The sequence below is a fragment of the Wolbachia endosymbiont strain TRS of Brugia malayi genome, from assembly GCF_000008385.1.
In the GTDB taxonomy this organism is placed as follows: Bacteria; Pseudomonadota; Alphaproteobacteria; order Rickettsiales; family Anaplasmataceae; genus Wolbachia.
Window position 1 is genome coordinate 436336 of sequence record NC_006833.1, and the last position, 22106, is coordinate 458441.

Consider the following 22106-nt stretch of genomic DNA (forward strand, 5'->3'; position numbering starts at 1 on the left):
TTATCATGACCTTTAATCTTTAGCTGCAACTTGCTCATTATCACCCCCTTTTATAAAAATATCAAAGTTAATTGTCGATGTGAGACTTCATCATGCTGATCTATAGCACAATCACTCTCTAAAATGGTTTCATTATCAAGACCTCTAATACCCTCAAGTATCAAGTTAATAAGTTTTGTAACGGCAAACGCACTACTTATATGATAAGTATATAAGTCGCATAAGAATCTTGCCTTCGTAGCAAAATTGGATAGCGTATGAAGGTTGTTATGATTTACCATGTGAAATCTCAAGTAGGGAATAGTGATCCGCTTAGGCAAGTAATTATAAATTTAGTAACGTGTTTCCTTAAATTAGAGTCCGTTTTAGTGCTGCATAAATGCTATTGTACAACTCATTTATAACCTGAATTTTCTCTATAATTGACCCATTTGTCCACGCTTATTTAAAAAACAACCCATGGTTTACGGAATGGGGAATACACCTCCTTCACTTCAGACAAATATCTACTCACCTCCAATTTCACGATTTTTATAAAGAGCAGAAACATGCTGCATAATGCCTAGCTTTATCCGTCCAGGAACACTGTCATAGCCGGCTTCATATACAACATCAACCCTTATTGCATAAGAATAATTGAAAAATTCAACGTAGTCTCCTGCATAACTGAAACGATATTTAAGTGTTCTCTTCTCTTAACTTTTAGATATTGTGCAGTAGCAGATATTATTACCTTAATAGTATCATAGCTTAAATAGATTCTATGAAGTACATAACCTTCACAATAAAACTTGCCACGTTTGTTTTACTAGCGAATTTTTCATATACCATCCAGCGTAATCGGTTGCTATAAAAATTAGATTTGAAATCAACTTATCATCTTGAGCATTTTCAATGCGCAAAAAAGATTTAACTTCCTTCAAAGTCACTGGAAGAGATCCAGGCTTAGATTTATGCTGCAATATATTCTTGCTGAAATAGACATAATAACCCTCCTTATATGTGTGTATAGCGTAAGTAAGATTTCCCCTGCTAATAGGATCTATGGCTTTGAGATACCATAAGAATGTCGAGAAACTACACCTATTTCAGCTAAACTTCTCGCATTCAATATTAAGTTAAATCTGTATAGCAGCAATTCTAAATGCTTGAAAATTTTGAACTTTTTACTATAAATTCCTTACTGTTGTCCTACTACATTAAGGAGAAAACGTATTAAAGCTATTTCTCCCTTTTTGTTAATAAAAATCAAACTTACAGCGTATTCAACTAGGCTAGGTTTCAGCAAATTAACATTTTGAGGATAAATATTATTGAAGATGAAGTTTAACTCCCTAGCAAGCAAATTGCGAAATTTTTGTACACTATTATATGCGATATTTTTAAGCTTATGCGCAAATTCGTCTTGAGCAACAGCTGTTAATTCTTAATTTCTTCATAAAATTATTTCAGCTCCTTTCTCTTACTCTTAAAAATTTTTGTGAAAGTTTTCATATTTATTTAACTTAACCACTATTGCAGTTATAATGATGATGAAAAACTACCAAAGTAAAAAATTTATACTCCACCTATAACTGTACAAACATCTGATTGGAAGGTAAGCTCTTCTTCCATAATTCGAATAGCTGACACTGATTACGGATATTGTTTTCTACTCATTCTCTCAGAACATGTTATTTACTGAATAACTTGCAAATACTCTTTACTAGATTCCAGCATCAAGCACTATCTTAAGGCTTTAACCTCTTACAATACTCTAACGCACAAATACCCCAATCCCATCAGCGTATAAGTTTGTATGGCTTTTTCCAGTGTTGAGCAGTGCTAGCCCGATGTTGTCTATGCTAGAGCGCAGTTCCCCTACTTCCTCATTATTTTCATTCGTTACTTTGGTGCCAATATTGGGCAGTGCATTATCCCCCTCAACAAGGTAAAGCTTTTTTCTGAATATTTCTTGTCTGCTCATTCGACTTACAACTTCCTGACCTATATAACATCCCTTGTTAAAGCTTATACCGTTTATCTTATCGATTAAATATTGCAGCGGAAACGACAAATTTTGCACCATATCTTTCGCTCCATCTGGAACAAGATTTTGGATTCTCACTCTTTCATATTGAGCAAAATCTCCAACTAGTTCCTTTATTTCATTTTTGTGTATTATCCTCATTTCCAATAACTTATGCCTTGGGTCTTGAAAAATAACCTGTGACTCATTGCTACACTCCGTTGACTTAGTATCAAACAAAATCCCAACCTTATATAGTGCACTAATGTCCTTAATCTTCACTCTTAAATAAGTTTTGAGCAAATCTAGTTTCTCAATTATTTGTTGCAAGTACATGTTTTCACATTCCAAGAGGATACATTTACCATATTCAATGAGAAAAAAATCGTATAGGTATTTTCCCTGAGGACTAAGTAATAAAGAATAAATAGCCTTTTGGCTATTTAACTTATTGATATCATTTGTTATAACACCCTGCAGGAAATCCCTCGTATCTGGGCCGTATAAAACTATTACACCACGGCTTGGCAATGGTATATAACCCATAAAATTTCTACTAATAATGAACCTAAATTTCACTATACAGCATCGAGCACTTCTCGTCTTCTCATATTTTACAAGTTCCAGCCCTTGAAATCTAACTTACAAATGCATATATAGATTTATAGGTTAATTTGTTGATGAGGAAAACGAATGTCAAGTATAAGCTTAAGTGTATTGGATGATAGTGTTCTGATTAAACCTATCAATGAAGAAAAGCAAGGTGGGATTGTACTTCCATCAAGTGCTGAAAAGAAACCTACTAAAGGTGAAGTTATAGCAATCGGTGAAGGTTCACGCAATTCAAGTGGCGAACGCATAGCTTTGACTGTAAAAGCTGGTGATAAAGTGTTTTATCGCCAATGGGCTGGTACAGAAATAGAACACGGTAGTGAAAAGCTTATCGTAATGAAGGAGTCAGATATACTTGCTATTATTAAGTAGCAGTCTTTATTTTTACTAAATTAAAACAAAGCACAATATAGTGCATTACAAATAATTTTATTATAGTTTTCTAAGTTTTTTATTAACAAGAGGTGATAAAAATGACTAATGTAGTAGTGTCAGGTGAACAGTTGCAAGAAGCTTTTCGTGAAGTTGCAGTGATGGTGGACTCAACGGTAGCAATAACTGCTGGACCTAGAGGAAAAACAGTAGGGATTAATAAGCCCTATGGAGCACCAGAAATTACAAAAGATGGTTATAAGGTAATGAAGGGTATTAAGCCTGAAAAACCTTTACATGCTGCAATAACAAGCATCTTTGCTCAAAGTTGTTTTCAATGTAATGATAAAGTTGGTGATGGTACAACAACGTGTTCAATACTAACTAGCAACATGATAATGGAAGCTTTAAAGTCAATTGCCGCTGGAAACGATCGTGTTAGCATCAAAAACGGGATGCAAAAGGCAAAAGATGCAGTATTAGAAGGGATTACATCAATGTCCCGCACAATTCCTTTGGAAAAAATGGATGAAGTAGCACAAGTTGCAATAATTTCTGCAAATGGTGATAAGGATATTGGTAATAGCATTGCTGATGCTGTTAAAAAAGTTGGAAAAGAAGGTGTGATTACCGTTGAAGAAAGTAAGGGCTCAAAAGAGTTAGAAGTTGAGCTTACTACTGGTATGCAATTTGATCGCGGTTATCTTTCTCCATACTTTATCACAAGTAATGAGAAAATGATTGTAGAATTTGATGATCCATATCTCTTAATTACAGAGAAAAAATTGAGTATTATACAGCCATTGCTTCCTATTCTTGAAGCTGTTGTTAAGTCTGGTAAACCTTTACTTATTATTGCAGAAGATATTGAAGGTGAAGCATTAAGTACTTTGGTTATCAACAAATTGCGTGGTGGTCTAAAAGTTACTGCAGTGAAAGCTCCAGGTTTTGGAGATAGAAGAAAAGAGATGCTTGAAGATATAGCAGCTTTAACTGGTGCTAAATATGTAATAAAAGACGAGCTTGGAATCAAGATGGAAGACCTAACTCTTGAAGATCTTGGTACTGCTAAAAATGTTAAAGTTACTAAAGATAATACTACAATTGTCAGCGGAAGCAGTGACTCTGATAGAGTAAAAGCTAGAGTCGAGCAGATCAAATCTCAAATTGAAACCTCAACTTCTGATTATGATAAAGAAAAGCTAAGGGAGCGTTTAGCAAAGCTATCAGGTGGCGTTGCTGTGCTTAAAGTCGGTGGAGTAACTGAAGTAGAAGTTAAAGAGCGTAGAGATAGAGTTGAGGATGCATTACATGCAACAAGAGCTGCAATTGAAGAAGGTATAGTTCCAGGTGGTGGAGTTGCACTTCTTTATGCTTCGTCTGCTCTCGATAAGCTAAAAGGTGGAAGTGATGAAGAACAGATAGGTATAAATATTATCAAGAAAGTTCTCAGTGCCCCAATCAAGAGATTAGTTAAAAATGCTGGCCTTGAGTCCGCTGTTATAATTGATCATTTGACTAAGCAGAATGATAAAGAGCTTATATATAATGTCGAGGCTATGAATTATGCTAATGCATTTACTGCCGGTGTCATTGATCCAGCAAAGGTAGTACGTATTGCTTTTGAAACAGCGATATCCGTTGCAAGTGTGCTGATTACTACTGAATCTATGATAGTTGATGTACCAAACAAGGAAGAAAACGCTTCATCTTCTATGGGTGCAGGCGGCATGGGTGGAATGAATGGATTCTAAGTAAACGAAACCTTGGAGCAAATTGCTCCAAGGATATCTTTTAGTTCTCAAAATTTCATATTTTACTGTTTATTAAAGATAATACGAATAAATTGTAATACAGTTGCTTTGTACAAAAAGGTACTATTGTATTGCTGTTTATTTTCTATAGTGATTTATTCTTTTCACTCCTTAGTGCTATATTAATAAATTATTAGTATAATGTTGTTAAATATAGTAATAAAAATCTAAATACCTCCTTTACAAAAGGATAGAATTATCTTTATGAAAATAAGCATATATTTAATATTGTTTTTGCTTTTCTCTTGCACTCAACTGTATGCTAACGAAGAAGTTGCAAAATTTGATTTGCTTATTGGTAAGGTAAATGAAGCAAACCTCACCTTTGAAGGTGCAATAAAGGTTACAATAAAACCAGGCTGGCATATATATTACAAAGATCCTGGAGATTTCGGTCTCCCCACTTCTTTTGATTGCAAGGGTAATACATCAAATATAGATATTCACTGGCCTACTCCAAAAGAGCATAGAGATAATTTAGGAAGAGAGATATTTATCAGTAACGTATATGAGAACATGGTGTTATTTCCCTTTAGGGTGAATATGTTTTCAAGTCAAGAGTATGTTGATCTTAACTTTCATATAAAATATGCGATATGTAAAGATAAGTGCATTCCTAAAAATGCTGAGATAAAAGTCAGACAGCCACTGAAGAATTTTGTAGATTCTGATGTCAATGAACTCATAAATGAGTGGTATAAAAAATAGAGCTCCAGAGAGGTAATCTAGTTAAGCTGCCAAATTTCAGTGCGTGCTGTACAAACGTTACAATTTACAGGTAATTTATGCAATAAATAGTATTAAGTGTGCTGATTTTACCATGAATATCTCAAATAAAGTTGTGGGAAAAACTCCTGATTCTGAAGGTATTGGTGTTAGTTTTTCTTATTCACTGTGCAGGTATTGTATGGTGCTGTCCACTTGGTCATCATGACGGATTCCTGGAAACATTAAAATCTCATACTCAAAATCTTCTAGCCATACTGCTTGATGCAGTAGAAAAACCTTGCCAGACTCTATAGTAGGAACTAATTTAATGAAATCAAGTGAGCTTATCATTATGTGGCATTATTTCGACAATGGCTAAATCACTGCTTACCTTCAGATCTTGTACTAATTGTTGACCACTTGTTTCTGCTTCAATCAAAATTGCATGTGGCATCCATCTTTCTGCTAAGGACAAAACTAAGTTTTGGATATTCAAATTTTGCACGTTATACATCAAGTAAATAGAATTTTTTACCTACTTTTGCCCAGGTAGTGCGGACGCTAAAGTTGCTAGCGTCGCCTATTAAAACTGCAGTATTCTAGCTTTAAGCTATAGGCAAAGAGATCATCAAGAAAACTTCTATAGCGCTTCCAGCCCACTCTTGTTTAATTATATCACTTAAAAGCGACAGAGGGTTTTTGTTGATATTGTACAGCAAAAGCGTAATTCCCAAGTCAATTTTTATCGTTTCAATCTCTTCTTTTCCTCCATCTAGAAGATATAGCAACTGACCTTCTTCCCTCGAGGGTAATATTACGATGGCGTTATTTTAGCACTTGATGCTGTAATTCAGCTCTTGTAATTATTTGTAGTTACTCTGATTACAGGAATAAGAGAAGGAGACATTGGCTTTTCAATTGAATAGATAGACTCCTTATTTTTAGCTATTGTTGGCAAACAAATTTAATGCAACATATTTTTCGGTTTGGAGAGAAGGTGTCAGGCTAAATCTTCCTGATGTAGCCTATGCATCACAAGCACAATTATTCCTTTTTTCTATTGTTGAGCCTAGTTACTAAAGTCTGATCAAACCAGCTTGTGGCACGCTTTCTAAGCGTTTCGCTTAAAGCTTGAGCGGAACTCAGTTGGTCGTTGACAATAATAAAATCACCTTCTTTGCTGGTTAATGTTCCCCCAACAGACGTTGCAATTTTGTATTCTCTCCGCACTGTTTGAAATTTATACTTAGTATTTTGTTCTATGGATAGTTCTACTTCTAGAAATAGCTTTTTATACCAATCAGACTACATTACGCACCTAGTATCGAGCGAGTGCTTTTCGCTGGGAATAGCTCACAATTATTACTCTTACGCATATGGGCTTCTTCGAGCGTGAAGGCATACTAAATATTATTCGTCTCACTGCACCAGTGCCTGCCGCTTCAAGTCTGTTCGCTATGACTTTTATATATTAGTAATCATTATATTCACATCCCGTACTACCGTTTTGAAAGCATAACTCAATGAGTTTGAGAAAGTTTATATTTTCTATGTTAGTGAGCGTTCTTGCTGTTTATTCCACTCCCCTCTTTTTGTCATTCCAGTGCTCCGACATTGGGATTCAACACACTGGAATGGCAATTCCTCATCATACTCCACAGTATCTTTAGATCTCGCTAAGGAACGACGGTAGTTACAAATATTTAAGAAATTTTTTAAATAGAAAAAAAGGCAAAAAATCACGTGGTGCGAGTTTTAACCCTATAATAGTTTAAATTGGCGCTGTAATAATTTGTTGACGCTTAGTTTAAACGCGATTTAGCTGAATGTAGAAAAAATTTAAAAGACATACAGCTACGATAACTTGATGTAATAAGCCAAAAAATACCTTAAGTTCTTTACTGAACTTTGTTATTGAACCTGTGCAGGTCAAAAACAAGTTACGAGTCAGAAATACCCTTAATGCCATGGCCATGAGGTTTTTGAAATTTATTAAAGTAGTTTTTTACATTTCTGTGAGCTATTTGGATAATAGAGAAGAGTGTTGAAGTGAAAGAAAGTAATACAACTTTATTAAAAAATTAACTTCAATCCAGCTAAGAGTATGTAACCTGAGTTGTTATTCATTACTTTAGGTTCTTCGGTATTAAATTTTACAATATCGAAATAGTATGAAGTGCCCATAAAAAGAGGATATTCAAGACTCAAAGCATATGAAGTTAATTTGTTTATACCCTTGCCTATAATATCCTGGCCACCACTAAAATATGTTAAGCTCAACTTGCGGGAATCAGAGCGGTAAGCAACACCTGCATTCATGTAATATGTGCTACTTACTTCAGAATCAAGCTTTTTACCAGATTTACCGCTATTACCATATGAAAAAATGCAATCAAGATTGAAAAACTTCAGTTTCAAACCAAAATTCCAGTGCAGTAATTGATTGTGACACTGGAGATTGCTAGGATTTTTGTTGGTACAATCAGCTAAATCTCCCCTTGCAAATTCACCAGTCAAAGTAGTAGTAAAGCTTATATCATCTGATAGGCCGTTTTTATAGGAAAGGCCAGAAGCAACCAGGTTGTTGTACTGTAAGTTATTTTTTCCTGGAACATAACTGAGCCCCAATTGAAAATTATAAATCTCAGGAGAGATATAGCTTACCACTGGCTGCTTTAACTTTAGTTTAAGTCCACTGTAATTACTATAAATACTGGGCTTTACCCAGAACACCTCATCTTTATCATATCCAGCACCATCATCTTTTTTTTCATTACCAAGCAAGTTTGCATAGTTTGCCCAGTAACCATTTGCCCCTCCAGCAGCTACATAAATCTTTGAAGTGTTAATCAGCATACTTTGGCTAACCAAATTTCTTTTACCATATTCAATTGATCCAAGCCCCTGGTTTTTAATGATAAAATACCATTCCTCCATGTTTAACTTCTCTATGTCTAACGCTTTTAGATTAGAGATATTGGAAACCTCTGCCTTTATATTAAACCCCATTTGAGTATTTGGATAAACACGTTGTAAATAAAAAAGGCGCAGGTATGAATAACTTGAAGTCTTATCTTTAGGCTTAATATTGAAAGAATCTTTGTTGAAGGTATAGCTAAATCTCAAATCCATTTTCCCGTCTAGCTCTGTATAAAATATTTCCTTGTCCAAAATTACTCTAGCGCCAGTATTACTTTGTGAAAACAACAATGAAAACAGTATCACTAGGCAGTACCTTAATTTCATGAATAAACTCAAAGTCTTTATAAAAGTCTAAGTTTAAACTCAATATAGGCAAAAGACAACTTTCCAGAAGGCGCCTCCGATTTTTACGCTAAACCTAAACCTTAGGCCAGCTTTTGAGCTACTTTTCCATAAATTACTGATATACTGGGTAATTTCCGCTTTAATAACTGCTTATTAATAGCAAAATGTTATACGATCAATTATTTGAGGTGTGTTGTATGCATTATAGTTAATCAAGATAAAAAGCACTTTATTTTTATCAGCATATCTGAGTAAATCGTCACTACGGCAATTTTTGTAGAAATGCTCTATAACAACTTTCAGTGCATCATTTATCTCATCACAGTTACTATCAAAACTGAATGATTCCCGTAGCCACATTCATTTAGTGCCGCAGGGTAAAGCTTGATACAACACATAATTCTAAAGTAGAAGACTCATTTATCTGGTATATCAAATAAGTCGTGGTTTTTATATTTCTTACCCATTAGATATTCATCAATTTATGAGGCAGGCTTACGTCATGTATCAATAGCTCATAATTAATCTTGTAACTAGTGAACCGCATGGTACGAAAAACTTCACTTTTTTCTTTATATCTTCTCCTTTAGCGTCAATTAAGGAAAAAATCTATCACTTTATAGGCAATATATCAAGTAAATCGTGTCTATCTTCGTTATACTCCAAATAATCCTCCACATCATCAGCTGTTCTTGTGTTAATATTAATTAACGGCTTGTTAAGTAAATTCTCCCCTTTTCATATTTTAACAAATCCCTTACAGCTTGACTTAGCCTTAAAATTGATAAAGTTCTTTTCTTATTATCCTGATAAACAGATATCATAGCATCATCTTTCCTTCTTGCAGTTATAAAATCTTCCATACTTTTACTCTATACAGAGTATTTATAAGTATAATAAGATTGCATTAAAATTTATTTACCTATAATAGGCTTGATTGGATATAATAGAAGTGGACTAACGTCATATTTTGTTTTATAGCTAGCTACGCTTGATGGTGATAAAGATAAAATAACTTTTGTCGTTCCAGTGTGGCGCCTGAAATCCATGAACTCTTCAGAAAAAAATAGGCAAATTTAGCCTACCTCCTTACTTTATAAGTATTACTCCTTTCTTTGTGTGTCTTGTTGAGCTTGTTCAACAACAACTTATCCTAAATAAGTGTTAACTTCAGCACCCTGTTTGTCTAATTTATTTGTCACCTCACTTTCATCTGCTGAGGTGTACTCACCGTCTTTGTTTTTCGCTTCTAGTGAAGCTATACCTAGTAATAAGATATTAACTTCCTGCTGGAAAAGCTGATCATCTATAGTAATACGGTAATCCTTATCTTCTAAGCTGAAGTATAAACAATATTCATCATCTATCATGCTTACTTTCTTCATCCTTGTTTTGTTACTTTCTTTTATTTTATTATATACATCTTCTATCATTTGTATCACTACTTTACCATCATTAGTAACAACAATCTTCGGAGCTTTTAACTCAGATATTTTATTGTTTTTGTTGATTGCATATACCATTAAACCTGCGATTGTTAAAAATAGTATAACTTAAGCTATTAAAACTGGTAGAGTTACTATAGAAACCAGCCCTATAGTTCCCAGTAAAGTTGGTTTAATAAATGCAACTATTGCTATTAATGTAGTTATAGAAGCTAAGCAGCGCCTACCGTAAGAGTAGTGTTCATTTTGCAGAATTAACCATAATGGTTTTTGAGAGTTTTGAAAACCGATATAATTACCTCTTTAATGAACTATTAATATATCTAAAATTATATATAAAAAATTACCTCGGTTCGAAACTTTTAACAAAAATTTTAGCTGATGGGTAACTTTTTCATAAACTATCTACCACTTGAACCAAAACCTCCTGCACTTCTTTCAGTTTCTTCAGTGCATAATCGTTCTGCATCATCCCAAATTACCCGGAACACAGGAGCAATAAGGATTTGTGCAATTCTATCTCCCCTTTTTATTTCATATGGCTGATTACTGAGATTAATTAGGCAAACTTTAACCTCACCGCGATAATCAGAGTCTATAGTGCCAGGAGAATTTAAGACAGTGATTCCATATTTTGCAGCAAGACCAGAACGTGGGCGAATTTGTCCCTCAAAACCATTTGGTATTACAATTACAATTCCAGTTGGAATAAGTAATCTTTCAAGTGGATTTAAAACAATAGAGTTACCCAGTGCAGCATAAAGATCCATACCAGCACTCTGCATAGTTGCATAACACGGAAGAGGCAAATCTTTCCCATGAGACAACTTTTTTATTTCTACTTTAATTTTATTTCTTTGTATCCTACCCACCAAAGCTCAAGTTATAGCATGTAAACTACATCTGCAAAAATGATATGCCACGGCAATCACGTTTAGCTATAAATCATTTACAATTGATACACTAGAATTGCTCTCAGTAAATAAATCAATCATAATATTAGGTATTCTCCCATTAACTATATGAGCAATTCCAGCACATTCTTCTACCATTTTAGCACATGCTGTAAGTTTTTCAACAAATCTTTCTCCCTTAATTTTACCACAATTAATCGATGCATTTAAATTTTTAACAGATATCTTCCTACCATCAATTTTATCCATTTCTTCACATACGTCGCTAAAGATTATCATTTTAGATGCAGAAACTGCAACTGCTATTGCACCCGCAGCGCCATCGGCATCAATGTGATATGTTTCTCCATTTTTTCCATGACCGATAGGCGCAATAACTGGTATAAAATCTGATTCTTCAATGAAAAACAATATATCAGGATTGATCTCAGTTGGTATGCCAATAAATCCCATATCTAATATCTTTTCTACATTATTCGATCCATTTTCTCTAAGTGTAGTACTTATTTTTTCGGCTTTTATTAGGTTGCCATCTTTTCCACATAACCCAATAGCTGAACCACCAGCAGAATTTATATGCTGAACAATTTTTTTATTAATTGAACCACATAACACCATTTCAATGATTCTCATAGTATCCTTATCTGTAAGTCTGATATCATTTACAAACTTACTATTGATACCCAAGATTTTTAGTACGGAATCAATTTCATACTCTCCATCATGGACTATAACCGGATTTATACCAAGCTGCTTCAACAAGACAACATTATGCACAAAGGTATTGAACAGTGTTTCATCCGATATTGTTATACCGCCACATTTGATAACAAAGGTTTCGCCTACAAAGTTGGGTATGCTAGACAGCGCTTCAAGTAATATTTTTGCTTTTTGCTCAAATGATACCTCACCCTTTAAAAATTCACTGTTCTTCATTCCCTTATCTTGTAAACTTGAAAAACTCATCTCTCACCTTGGTCATTTCATACTTAACACGGACGCTTATTTGACGAATTGACACACTTTCGTTATTAATCCATTTTCGAGTACTTTCTATAATAGCATCAAGATTCTCTCGATCTACTTTGTCTATTTTTGTTAGCACGACATCAAAGTTAATATTATTATATGTTAACCAATAAATAAAGTCTTTGTCTATTTCTTTTAGTCTTACTTTGCTATCTATCAGTACAAACACTCTTCTCAGGTTTCTTCTATGAATCAAATAGTATTCAACTAAGCCTAAGTACTGTATTGTTTCATCCTTGCTTGCATGAGAACAGCCATACCCTGGTAGGTCAACAAGTCTGAATTTATCATTGTACATAGAATAAAAATTTATTTGTCTAGTGCATCCAGGTTTAGAAGAAACTCTGGCAGCTTTTTTGCTGTTTATCAGTAAGTTAATTAAACTAGATTTTCCTACATTCGATCTGCCAGCAAACGCAATTTCTGGTGCTGATTCATTTGGTAATGACTTTATGTCTGAAGCCCCAAACATAAAATTGCTGTTTAATGTTATCCGCCTTACCATTATATTATATAGAAATACCTAAAGTAGTAGGTATATTATAATGTCATTACTTGATGTAAAAAATTTTTTATTTCAAGTATATATTGCTCACTTAAACAGTTGAAATATTAGACCAGAGCTGTATGGATATAGAAAACAACTTACAAGATTTAAAGAGAAAATTCAACTATATAGAAAGGAAATTAGAAAACCCTACCAATTTAAGTCAAAAAGAATTTATCAACCTTTCAAAAGAATATTCTGAACTCAGGCCGATTATCAAGATAATCAATGAATATGACACGTTAAAAAAGGAAATTTTAGACTTAGAGGAAATAATAAAAGATGAAAATAGTGAATATGATATAAAGGAGCTGGCCAAAGAAGAATTTTTCGAAAAGCAAAAGGTATTATTACCACAAGTAAAAGCTAAATTAAAATTGGCACTACTGCCTAAAGATGAAGATGATTCAAGAAATGCAATACTAGAAATTAGAGCAGGTACAGGAGGAGAAGAAGCAGCATTATTTGCAGCAATGTTATTCCGAATGTACCAAAAATATGCAGAAAGAAGAAATTGGAAATTTGAGCCAATAAGTATTTCCAGCACAGGTATAGGTGGTTATAAGGAAGCTTCTGCACTTATCAATGGAACAGAAGTTTTTGCAAGGCTGAAATTTGAATCAGGAGTACATAGGGTACAGCGAGTGCCAGAAACTGAATCTTCGGGAAGGTTACATACTTCTGCAGCTACTGTTGCAATATTACCTGAAGTTGAGGAGGTTGATTTTAAAATAGAAGAAAAAGATTTACGGATAGATGTTTATAGATCCAGCGGCCCTGGAGGACAATCAGTGAATACAACTGACAGTGCAGTGAGAGTTACTCACTTACCAACAGAAATGGTTGTAATACAGCAAGACGAAAAATCGCAGCACAAAAACAAAGCTAAAGCGCTCAAAGTATTGAGGGCAAGGCTATATGAAATTGAAAGGCAAAAAAAAGAAATAGAAAGATCAACAATGAGAAAGAGTCAAATTGGCTCTGGAGATCGTTCTGAACGTATAAGAACTTATAACTTCCCACAATCAAGAATAACAGATCACAGAATCAATCTAACTTCACATCAGCTAGAGCAGATTATAAAAGAAGGCGAGCTAGATGAATTTATTGAGGTATTAATTTCACGTAATGAAGCAGAAAGATTGGCTGGGGAAAGTTAATACATATACACCTACATTAATGTAATGTATTTTTTAAAAGCAACAAATAGATAGTAAAAATAAGTTCTAACACTACCGCAGAAAGAACAAGGAGAGATACACTGATTGCCTGACCATTGTAAACGTAGCTTGTTAAACCGATAAAAATAGCTATGATAAAAGACCTGATAAACGAAACTGCAGAAGAAGCTGTACCTTTGATATCAGGGAAAATATTCAATGATGCATTGAAGATGACTGGCTGGCAAATTGCACAACCAACCACGAAAATAATCATAGACAGTGTTACTAAGCAAGACAAATGGGGCATAGTTAAACTGAATATTACAAGCGATAGAGACCCTATGATAATCATGCCTGTACCAGAAATTACACATCTTATTGCCCCAAGTTTCTGCAAAATTTTGCCAGTAAATAGACTGACAAGTGAGAAACATCCAACTATTGCACCTTGATGCAGCGCGTAAATAGTGCTAGATAAACCAAAAGTTTTCATATATAAAAAAGGTCCACAAGTGATGAACGACATATAAGCAGCAGAAAAAAAGCTTGGTACCAAAGACAACGCCATAAATTTTGAACTCGATAATAACTTTCTATAATCTTTCATCATTTTTTTCAAATTGAAAATATCGCGGTCCTTTTTTGTTTCCGGTAACGCTAAAAGCAGTAAAATCCAAGAGATCAAACAAATTATTGCAACACTTGCATAATTGCCACGCCACCCAATAATTCCATTAATAAAACTACCTAAGACTGGTGCAATTGCCATGACAACTGTGAGAACAGAATTCATGATTCCAATAAATTTTATAGCTTTGTTTCCTTGATAACTATCTGCAATAATTGTAAATACAACTACAGATGTGCTAACACCAATACCTTGAATAAAGCGGGAGGTTAAAAGCCAAAAAACTGACGGTGCAAAAACACAACCAATAGCGCCAATTAACAGTAAAGTATTACCTATGATCATAATTTTCCTTCTGCCATAACATTCAGATAACGGACCAAAAAATAGCCCTCCTATACAAAGGCCCAGGAAATTATAAGCAATAGTTAACTGAATTGTACCTTCCAATATATTGAAATAGCGTGCTATATCTGGAAAGCCAGGTACAGAAATATCAATTTCAATGAATTGGGCAATCAGAGATAGAATCAACAGAAAGGGTAGTAACATTTAAAATTTCTAATTAATGGATAAAGGTAGCACATTTAAAGAGCTTAGCAAAGAACACTTTTATTATTACAAAAATGGCCCCCATTTTAAAATACTCTACATATTACAAAAAGAAGTTTACATTAGATCTCTTGCATAACAAGCTAGCAGCGATATATAAACCTCAGGAACGAAAAAATTACTTGACAAGCCCCGTCAGTCTCTTTATCATGTACAGTAAGGTTGTTTTATATAACTTCCTAACCTGGGTAGGTTAAAACGGCAAGAAAGTTTTGTATTTGATGTACTGTTATTTAAATTTTTACACTTGTACACCTTATGTCTTTATAAAACTAGGTTTTTACCTATAAAGCGTTTAAGGCTAAAAAACACCAAATATAGAAAATAGATAGTAATTAGGGCTTTTTTACCTTTTTCCCTATTTTAGTAAGTTTTTTAAATATTTGTAGCTAAGGATTTATATCAAACCTAAAATATAAGTTTTTAGTTATGAAAAGCAAAGTTTTTATAAGATTGACCTCACAGAAAGAAAAAGAGGAGGGAAAGTTAGGCTATTTTGAAATAAAATGAAACGCCTGTTTGCAAGGGTTGAGATAGAGGGAACACACAACAAAGTTTAAAGTGGAAGTATAAAAAATTACACATCAACATTTTCTACTCTTTTTCACGAATTTCATGTTAAATAACATGATTGCATATACCTTATAGAAGGTATAAAAGTTTTTATGTTCTGGGTAACAGTTTACTCGATAATAGCACATTTTGTGGAATCTTAGAAACATTCTCTTTGCAAAAAGCGTAAAATTTGATGACCCTTTTTATCAAGGCAGGTCTTTCAGAGTAATAGTCCTACTGCTGTTGAATACGTAGCGAAATTTAGATTTAGAATAGTTTAAATCTGGACGGAGTTATTTACCCTTTAGCAGGCACCATGGAAGGCAAGATCAAAACTACGTAGTTTCGTATGTAGCAGTATCCAAAATTCCCGCCTCCATTTATTCCTATTTCTTCAACAAATTTCGTTTAGCTAACCAACAATGATATTATGGGTTGCTACCACCTTGGCAATACTAGAGCTGAGGAGATACTGGAGCAGGCAGTTAGTGAAATATGTAATGCACTTAATGTTCTAAACAAACGGGGTGCTTAGTATGTAGTTGTTACAAGTGCTTCTGACATTGACTTAATACTAGCTTTTAACAAAAATGGAAAAGCCAAAGGTACTAGCTACAAAACTCACAGAGAGTTTCAATGTAAAATTAGCTAACAGTTTAGATGATATGAGGGAAAGTACAGATCTTGAAACAAAAGTATTTGACCTTAACTCTAAAATGAAAAATATGCTTAGCGAATATAAGAGCAAAGGTTTAAATTATCAAGATGTGTGTATATTGAATGTTGCAGATCAATTTAGAGGATTTAAGGAAAACATAAAAATACTTTTAAAGTTGATCCTAAAAGGAAAACTTGACGCTCACTATAATCCTGGGTGTAGTAAAGAAACACTAAAGAACTATTTCTTTTTTGACTGTTTCCACTCAACTGCGGAACCTCACCATAAAGTTGGTAATGAAATATACGCTTGATTAAAAGCGATGAATGTGAGTTAATTTACACTAAATAACAAGAGAGTGTGCTCTTGTAACCAGATTGATTGATAAATTGATTTTACTATCATTGCAGCTTATTATGCATAGATAATCTCAGTAAAAATAATGAAGCTAAATGAAATTAGAGAAAGATTTATAAAATTTTTTGTACGTAATAACCACAAGCAGGTTTTTTCTTCTCCTTTAATTCCAGAACATGACCCAACGCTTATGTTCACAAATGCTGGCATGGTGCAGTTTAAAAACATCTTTACCGGTATACAAAAAACTGACATAAAACGTGCTGTCTCGAGTCAAAAGTGTCTGAGAGTAGGCGGTAAACATAACGATCTTGAAAATGTCGGCTATACGACTCGGCACCACACATTTTTTGAAATGCTCGGAAATTTTAGTTTCGGTGATTACTTCAAAGAAACTGCGATAGAATTTGCGTGGAAATTTATCACTGAAGAATTGTCTCTTGATAAAAACAGATTGTCCATAACCATCTACCATACTGATGATAAGTCATACGAAATTTGGCGTAAGGTAAGTGGCTTTTCAAACGATAAAATCATCAGGATTGCAACAGATGACAATTTTTGGAGTATGGGCAATATTGGCCCATGTGGGCCATGTTCTGAAATTTTTTACGACTATGCAAAGCCTAATCTACAGAACGATGACAGAATTGTTGAAATCTGGAATCTAGTATTCATGGAATTTAATAAAGATGAGGAAGGCAATTTGCAAAAATTGCCAAAAAAATGCATCGATACTGGTATGGGCCTTGAGAGAGTAGCTGCTGTAATGCAAAACGTCTATGATAACTATGACATTGATCTATTTTCCGCTCTGATAAGTAAATCACAGGAATATTGTGGAAATGTAGAGAATAAAGCAGCACATAAGATCATTGCAGATCACCTTCGTGCAGCTGCATTTCTCATTGCAGAAGGGGTACTCCCTGGAAATGAAGGTAGAAATTATATATTACGCAGATTAATCAGGAGAGCCGTGCGTTACATTCATCAACTTGGATATAATGATCCCCTACTCCATCGCATTTTTCCAGTGCTGATAGATAGCACAAGTTCAGCTTATATGGGAGGTGTCTATCCTGAATTAATCAGAGCTAAAAGCTTAATAGAAACGACATTAAAATCAGAGGAAGAAAACTTTAAAGACACTCTGATAAAAGGTATTAATCTTTTGAAGAAATTCACTACAGATTTGAAACCAGGCGATACTTTATCGGGAGAGTCAGCGTTTAAACTATATGATACTTACGGATTTCCTTTAGATATCACACTCGATATTTTAAAAGAAAGAAAAATAAATTTCGATCAAAAGGGTTTTGATAATGCAATGGAAGAACAGAAAGAAAGAGCACGTGCTAAATGGACCGGATCTGGTGAAAAATCCATTGAGCAAATATGGTTTAATTTGATTGATAAATTTGGCAAAACAGAGTTTGTTGGTTATGAGTTTAGTGAGGTAAAGGATGCGAAAGTACTAGTCATACTTTCCTCTAAAAATGAAGTAATTGATTCTGCAAAAGAGGGAGAGAAGATAACCATTATACTTGATAAAACACCTTTTTATGGCGAATCAGGTGGACAGGTGGGAGATACTGGTAGTTTCATTATCCCTTCTATCACCCCAGTGCTTGATACTAAGATCCAGAAAAAAAATGATAGGTCATGCGATCGTATTACTGAAGGTATAGCTATAGTAGAGAATACCAATAAAGTTAATGACCTATACTTACACAGATGCATAGTTAAATCTGGCTCAATTTGTAAAGATGACATAGTTACAGCAAGCACTGACAAGGAAAGAAGGCAAAACCTAAGAAGAAATCACTCAGCTACACATCTTCTGCACTTTGCATTAAGAAAAATCTTGGGTGATCATGTCACTCAAAAAGGTTCCCTAATTGCACCAGATAGATTACGATTTGACTTCAGTCATAACACTCAAGTTACTCGCGATCAGCTGTCTTTGATAGAAGATATGGTAAACTCTTTAATCAGAGAAAATCTTTCCGCATTCACAAAAATTCAGAGCATGAATCAGGCAATAGGTGAAGGGGCTATGGCACTATTCGGTAAAAAATATGGCGATCAAGTTAGAGTTGTAAACATTGGAGATTCAAAAGAGTTATGTGGTGGCACACACGTGGAGCGTACTGGAGAAATTGGTTTATTTAAGATAATAACAGAATGTTCCATTGCATCTGGAGTAAGAAGAATCGAAGCTTTAACCGGTCAAGAAGCAATTGATTATGCACGTGATAATGAAATCAACTTAAGAAAAATTGCAGAACTCGTAAAAGCGCCAGTAAATGAAATAACAAGCCGGTTAAGTATTTTAAACCAAGAGCGCAAAGAGTCCGAAACTAAAATAAAAAGCCTCTACAAAAAGCTTGTAAGCGCAGAAAACATAAAAAGCATTGAAATAAATGGAATGAATTTCGTAAGCCACTCTTTTACTGACATTCCAGCAAATATAGTAAGGGAATTCACTTTACAGCAACAAAAACCAAAAACGGTAATAGCTTTTACGGCAATGGAGAAAAATAAAACAGTGTTGATCGTTAAAGTAAGTAAAGATTTAGTCGATAAAATTAGCACGAAAGAACTGGTATCTACTGTAACTGGGGGAGTTTGTGGTGAAAATGCTGAGCTCACTCAAACAGGCTGTGATAGTAGTGATATTTTCACAGCTATTTACAGTTACTTAACAAGATAGTGTATTATGCCCCTGCTGCTGAGCAAAGCTCGTTAACGGAATTCTTATGTTCCTGTGTTACAAGCTCATTCAATTTAGTGCTTACTGTTCTTTCTGTTCCTTGACAGATGTTTTTATCTTTGCTGATTAATGTGAATTCAATATCCTTAAAAAATCTATCCCACATTCCACACAGATGATCTTTTATTTTAGGCCATATATCCTTTTTAAATGTTTCACCATCATCAGAAAATACATCACCTACTAAAGCTCCCATTTCTTCATAACTCAACTCAAAATATTTAAGCAATGTCTCTACTTCCTTATAAGTATCATGTGCCATATCTAATGCTCTTCCTTCTGTACTTTCATTCTTTTTTGTAGCTGACCAGCCCATTTTAATATAGCCTAAACCAACTTTGCAAGAGCCCCAAAACCGTGAAAGTCCACTTTTATTATCCTTTGGTACATTATTTATTATATTTCCTGCCAAATTACCTATCAAAGGAGACAATAAAACTTGACAAAAATGTTTGACATTATCTTTCGTTTTAATCACAGGATATTTGATGCATTTCTCTGCTAAATAATACTCAAGTTCTGCTTTTTCTAATAATTTTTTGATTGCCTCCCCATCAAAGGCTTCATTCCTCTTGAATATATCTAGCAACTCATCTTCTATTATTGCAAATTTTATTTTTTCTCGAGACGTTAGCTCTTCTTTGTAATCATTTTTTGTTTTTTCATTTATTAATAACCATTCTTTACATAACTCCAGTTGTTCTAATGCTTTTAGAATTCTTTCATTCCTTTCTAAGAGCACTTTTATTGATTTTGTACACGGATGCCCTTTTTCCCTACCATTTAGTTTGGTTTTTAAACGCTCATTTTGACCTTTTAGTGCTTGTTCTACTTCTAAATTTTCTTGTTCCTGCTTGCGGGAAGCCTCAATCATTTCTGCCAGATCTGGTTCATATTCTTTCAATATCCTGCATAAATCCAGAACACCTCTCTTTTGTTCTTGAAGTAATCTTTGCATTTCATATTGTTTTATCTCTAAATACGTCTTTTCTACAAAGCCATTTACTTCACCTGAAGTTTTTGCTTTCAGCCCATCAATCTCTTCCTCTAAGGACTGCTTTACCCTATCATCTAATCTACTCAGTAGAGTCCGAATAGCTTTTATTCTTGATTCTATTAACCTTTGCTCAATCTCTTGATCATCGTGTTCTAATTTAAAAAGATCTTCTAATCTCCTTTTTAAGGCACCACCTTTTAAGTTGCTGTTTCTCCAATTCTCATGTATTTCTTCCAATTCTTTACATATATCATTATACCTTTTCAATACTACCTCTTTTAAATATCGAATTTCTTCTTTTGCATTATCTAGAGCTGTCCTTGTTTCTTGAAGATACTTATTCTCAGAAACCTCAATAAATGTTCTTTTACGTACTTCTTTGTTGTACTTCCATTCCGCTTCATACACAGAAAACTCACATTCTTTTAAGTCTTTTGGTACTTCTACCCCTGCATTTTCCAAATCTTCTATTATAATATCTTTTTTACTTGATAACTCTTTACCTTGGTTTTTTAATTCTTGCTTTACTAATACTTCTTTCAGCCTTTCCTCTAAGGAAAAACCTTCCTTTCTTATTCCCTCTCCCTGTGCAATCTTGATTGCCTGTATAAAGGCAACTCCGTAAGCATCCTGTATTAAGTGACTTGTCAATTTAGGACCTACACTATTCACTACTTTTAGTCTGAATCCGTTCAACAGTTCCTTCAGCTTATCATAAGTAATATCTTTCTTTTCTATTTTTATCAGCTCCTCCATAGTTCTTGCGAACTCCTGAATTGAAGTCTCGAGCACCTCCTTGATCTCATTACGCAAAGGCACGAGACCATTTCTTAAATGGATATTAGCTGATAATTTCAGTACGGTATTATGTTCTGAATCCCGTATAACAAATGGTTTATCATTTTTATCTTCACACAAATCTCTAAGCAACTGCTCAAATTGTGACGGAAATTTCATTTCCATATTCCATGTAATGTTTGGCCCAGTAACTTCTGTTTCATGAAAAGATATCTCAACATTTTGGTGTTCATTATAATATAACCCCATACTTACTTTAAGAGCAGCAATCAAAGAGTAAGATAATTCTTTATTCAAAAGATAAAAAGTAGCCAAGGCGAGCGTTGCAGGAATAATTAATACCACAAGCACAGCTATATTAACAAGAATTGCTATTGCGGCAAGAACACCACATGCTAATCTTTTTATTGTACTTTCACTTACTTCACTCTTTTTTATTTTATTTTCCTCTGAACTATTCTGTGTTTCATCGTTTATTTTAAACCTGTTATATATAACTAACCCTAATGCAGTAAAAGCGATATAAGGAAGCATTAAAACAGATAGAGCTAAATTCAACACCCGTTTTTCCGTGCAAGCTCTGTTTATCTCCTTAAATATTTCACTTGATACATTACACCAGGAAGTAAAGAAGTCAGAGTCATAACTTTTATAATGAAATATACTCAGTGGAATATCAAACCCAGCTAACAATTTCTTCTTTTCTTCCAAACTAGAAACAGATTGTTGTTCTCCTAAAGTAACAATAGGCTCTTCTTTATTGTTATTTGAGCTAAAAACTTTTTCACAAACTACAACAGTATTCATATTATATCACTTTACCTCAATTACCTTAAGTATAGCATAAAT

16 protein-coding genes and 2 pseudogenes are annotated in these 22106 nt (G+C 34.0%); 6 read left to right on the forward strand and 12 right to left on the reverse strand.

Annotated elements, in window-relative coordinates:
- Positions 1-12 precede the first annotated feature (12 nt).
- The 3 genes and pseudogenes from WBM_RS06830 to WBM_RS02050 form a co-directional block, all read right to left on the reverse strand.
- Positions 13-420: pseudogene (locus tag WBM_RS06830) on the reverse strand (DUF3168 domain-containing protein).
- Between the two features lie 359 nt (positions 421-779).
- Complete coding sequence (locus WBM_RS06245) at positions 780-962, reverse strand: phage head-tail connector protein (RefSeq protein WP_011256546.1); 183 nt, start codon at positions 960-962, stop codon at positions 780-782.
- A 794-nt stretch (positions 963-1756) separates the two neighbouring features.
- A complete protein-coding gene (locus WBM_RS02050) occupies positions 1757-2554 on the reverse strand; it encodes a YgfZ/GcvT domain-containing protein (RefSeq protein WP_011256547.1) in 798 nt (265 codons plus the stop codon).
- A gap of 156 nt (positions 2555-2710) precedes the next feature.
- Here WBM_RS02050 and WBM_RS02055 point away from each other — a divergent pair, with 156 nt between their 5' ends.
- From WBM_RS02055 to WBM_RS02065, 3 genes are all read left to right on the forward strand, one after another.
- Positions 2711-2992, forward strand: a complete 282-nt coding sequence (locus WBM_RS02055) for a co-chaperone GroES (protein WP_202943180.1) — start codon at positions 2711-2713, stop codon at positions 2990-2992.
- Positions 2993-3093: 101 nt separating this feature from the next.
- Complete coding sequence (gene groL, locus WBM_RS02060; RefSeq protein WP_011256549.1) at positions 3094-4746, forward strand: chaperonin GroEL; 1653 nt, start codon at positions 3094-3096, stop codon at positions 4744-4746.
- Positions 4747-5010: 264 nt separating this feature from the next.
- Positions 5011-5514 carry a protein-disulfide reductase DsbD domain-containing protein gene (locus tag WBM_RS02065; RefSeq protein WP_011256550.1) on the forward strand — a complete coding sequence of 168 codons (504 nt, stop codon included), beginning with the start codon at positions 5011-5013 and terminating at the stop codon, positions 5512-5514.
- A gap of 177 nt (positions 5515-5691) precedes the next feature.
- Here the strand turns inward: WBM_RS02065 and terL are convergent.
- The 7 genes and pseudogenes from terL to yihA all read right to left on the reverse strand — a co-directional run bounded on the left by terL (position 5692) and on the right by yihA (position 12674).
- Positions 5692-7057, reverse strand: a pseudogene (terL, locus tag WBM_RS06835) (phage terminase large subunit).
- A gap of 530 nt (positions 7058-7587) precedes the next feature.
- On the reverse strand, positions 7588-8760 hold the full coding sequence (locus tag WBM_RS02085) for a porin (protein WP_041571447.1): 1173 nt from the start codon (positions 8758-8760) through the stop codon (positions 7588-7590).
- Between the two features lie 728 nt (positions 8761-9488).
- Entirely contained in the window at positions 9489-9644 is a 156-nt protein-coding gene (locus tag WBM_RS06270; protein ID WP_225416074.1) for a hypothetical protein, read from the reverse strand.
- 285 nt (positions 9645-9929) lie between these two features.
- Positions 9930-10304: a hypothetical protein gene (locus WBM_RS02095; RefSeq protein WP_041571448.1), complete on the reverse strand. Its 375-nt coding sequence runs from the start codon at positions 10302-10304 to the stop codon at positions 9930-9932.
- 323 nt (positions 10305-10627) lie between these two features.
- Positions 10628-11089: a dUTP diphosphatase gene (gene dut / locus WBM_RS02100; protein ID WP_041571555.1), complete on the reverse strand. Its 462-nt coding sequence runs from the start codon at positions 11087-11089 to the stop codon at positions 10628-10630.
- 75 nt (positions 11090-11164) lie between these two features.
- Positions 11165-12076 (reverse strand): acetylglutamate kinase, encoded by a 912-nt coding sequence (gene argB, locus WBM_RS02105; protein ID WP_041571556.1) that lies wholly within the window; start codon positions 12074-12076, stop codon positions 11165-11167.
- Between the two features lie 4 nt (positions 12077-12080).
- Complete coding sequence (gene yihA, locus WBM_RS02110) at positions 12081-12674, reverse strand: ribosome biogenesis GTP-binding protein YihA/YsxC (RefSeq protein WP_041571449.1); 594 nt, start codon at positions 12672-12674, stop codon at positions 12081-12083.
- 122 nt (positions 12675-12796) lie between these two features.
- On the opposite strand from yihA, the gene prfA reads away from it, so the two are divergent.
- Entirely contained in the window at positions 12797-13876 is a 1080-nt protein-coding gene (prfA, locus tag WBM_RS02115) for a peptide chain release factor 1 (protein WP_011256556.1), read from the forward strand.
- Positions 13877-13892: 16 nt separating this feature from the next.
- Here the strand turns inward: prfA and WBM_RS02120 are convergent, their stop codons facing one another.
- Positions 13893-15059, reverse strand: coding sequence for a multidrug effflux MFS transporter (locus tag WBM_RS02120; protein ID WP_011256557.1), 1167 nt, complete (start codon positions 15057-15059; stop codon positions 13893-13895).
- Positions 15060-16264: 1205 nt separating this feature from the next.
- On the opposite strand from WBM_RS02120, the gene WBM_RS06275 reads away from it, so the two are divergent.
- Complete coding sequence (locus WBM_RS06275; protein ID WP_011256558.1) at positions 16265-16645, forward strand: SGNH/GDSL hydrolase family protein; 381 nt, start codon at positions 16265-16267, stop codon at positions 16643-16645.
- Between the two features lie 129 nt (positions 16646-16774).
- Positions 16775-19402 carry an alanine--tRNA ligase gene (gene alaS, locus WBM_RS02135; protein ID WP_011256559.1) on the forward strand — a complete coding sequence of 876 codons (2628 nt, stop codon included), beginning with the start codon at positions 16775-16777 and terminating at the stop codon, positions 19400-19402.
- Between the two features lie 4 nt (positions 19403-19406).
- Here alaS and WBM_RS02140 read toward each other — a convergent pair whose 3' ends face one another.
- Complete coding sequence (locus tag WBM_RS02140) at positions 19407-22064, reverse strand: hypothetical protein (protein WP_011256560.1); 2658 nt, start codon at positions 22062-22064, stop codon at positions 19407-19409.
- Between the last annotated feature and the right edge of the window lie 42 nt (positions 22065-22106).

Bases quoted from the DNA above. Each gene is read 5' to 3' on its own strand.
- WBM_RS02140 (WP_011256560.1), bottom strand. From the start codon at position 22,064: ATGAATACTGTTGTAGTTTGTGAAAAAGTTTTTAGCTCAAATAACAAT.
- WBM_RS06275 (WP_011256558.1), top strand. From the start codon at position 16,265: ATGGAAAAGCCAAAGGTACTAGCTACAAAACTCACAGAGAGTTTCAAT.
- WBM_RS02095 (WP_041571448.1), bottom strand. From the start codon at position 10,304: ATGGTATATGCAATCAACAAAAACAATAAAATATCTGAGTTAAAAGCT.
- prfA (WP_011256556.1), top strand. From the start codon at position 12,797: ATGGATATAGAAAACAACTTACAAGATTTAAAGAGAAAATTCAACTAT.
- alaS (WP_011256559.1), top strand. From the start codon at position 16,775: ATGAAGCTAAATGAAATTAGAGAAAGATTTATAAAATTTTTTGTACGT.
- WBM_RS02120 (WP_011256557.1), bottom strand. From the start codon at position 15,059: ATGTTACTACCCTTTCTGTTGATTCTATCTCTGATTGCCCAATTCATT.
- yihA (WP_041571449.1), bottom strand. From the start codon at position 12,674: ATGGTAAGGCGGATAACATTAAACAGCAATTTTATGTTTGGGGCTTCA.
- groL (WP_011256549.1), top strand. From the start codon at position 3,094: ATGACTAATGTAGTAGTGTCAGGTGAACAGTTGCAAGAAGCTTTTCGT.
- WBM_RS02065 (WP_011256550.1), top strand. From the start codon at position 5,011: ATGAAAATAAGCATATATTTAATATTGTTTTTGCTTTTCTCTTGCACT.
- WBM_RS02050 (WP_011256547.1), bottom strand. From the start codon at position 2,554: ATGGGTTATATACCATTGCCAAGCCGTGGTGTAATAGTTTTATACGGC.
- argB (WP_041571556.1), bottom strand. From the start codon at position 12,076: ATGAAGAACAGTGAATTTTTAAAGGGTGAGGTATCATTTGAGCAAAAA.
- WBM_RS06270 (WP_225416074.1), bottom strand. From the start codon at position 9,644: ATGGAAGATTTTATAACTGCAAGAAGGAAAGATGATGCTATGATATCT.
- WBM_RS02085 (WP_041571447.1), bottom strand. From the start codon at position 8,760: ATGAAATTAAGGTACTGCCTAGTGATACTGTTTTCATTGTTGTTTTCA.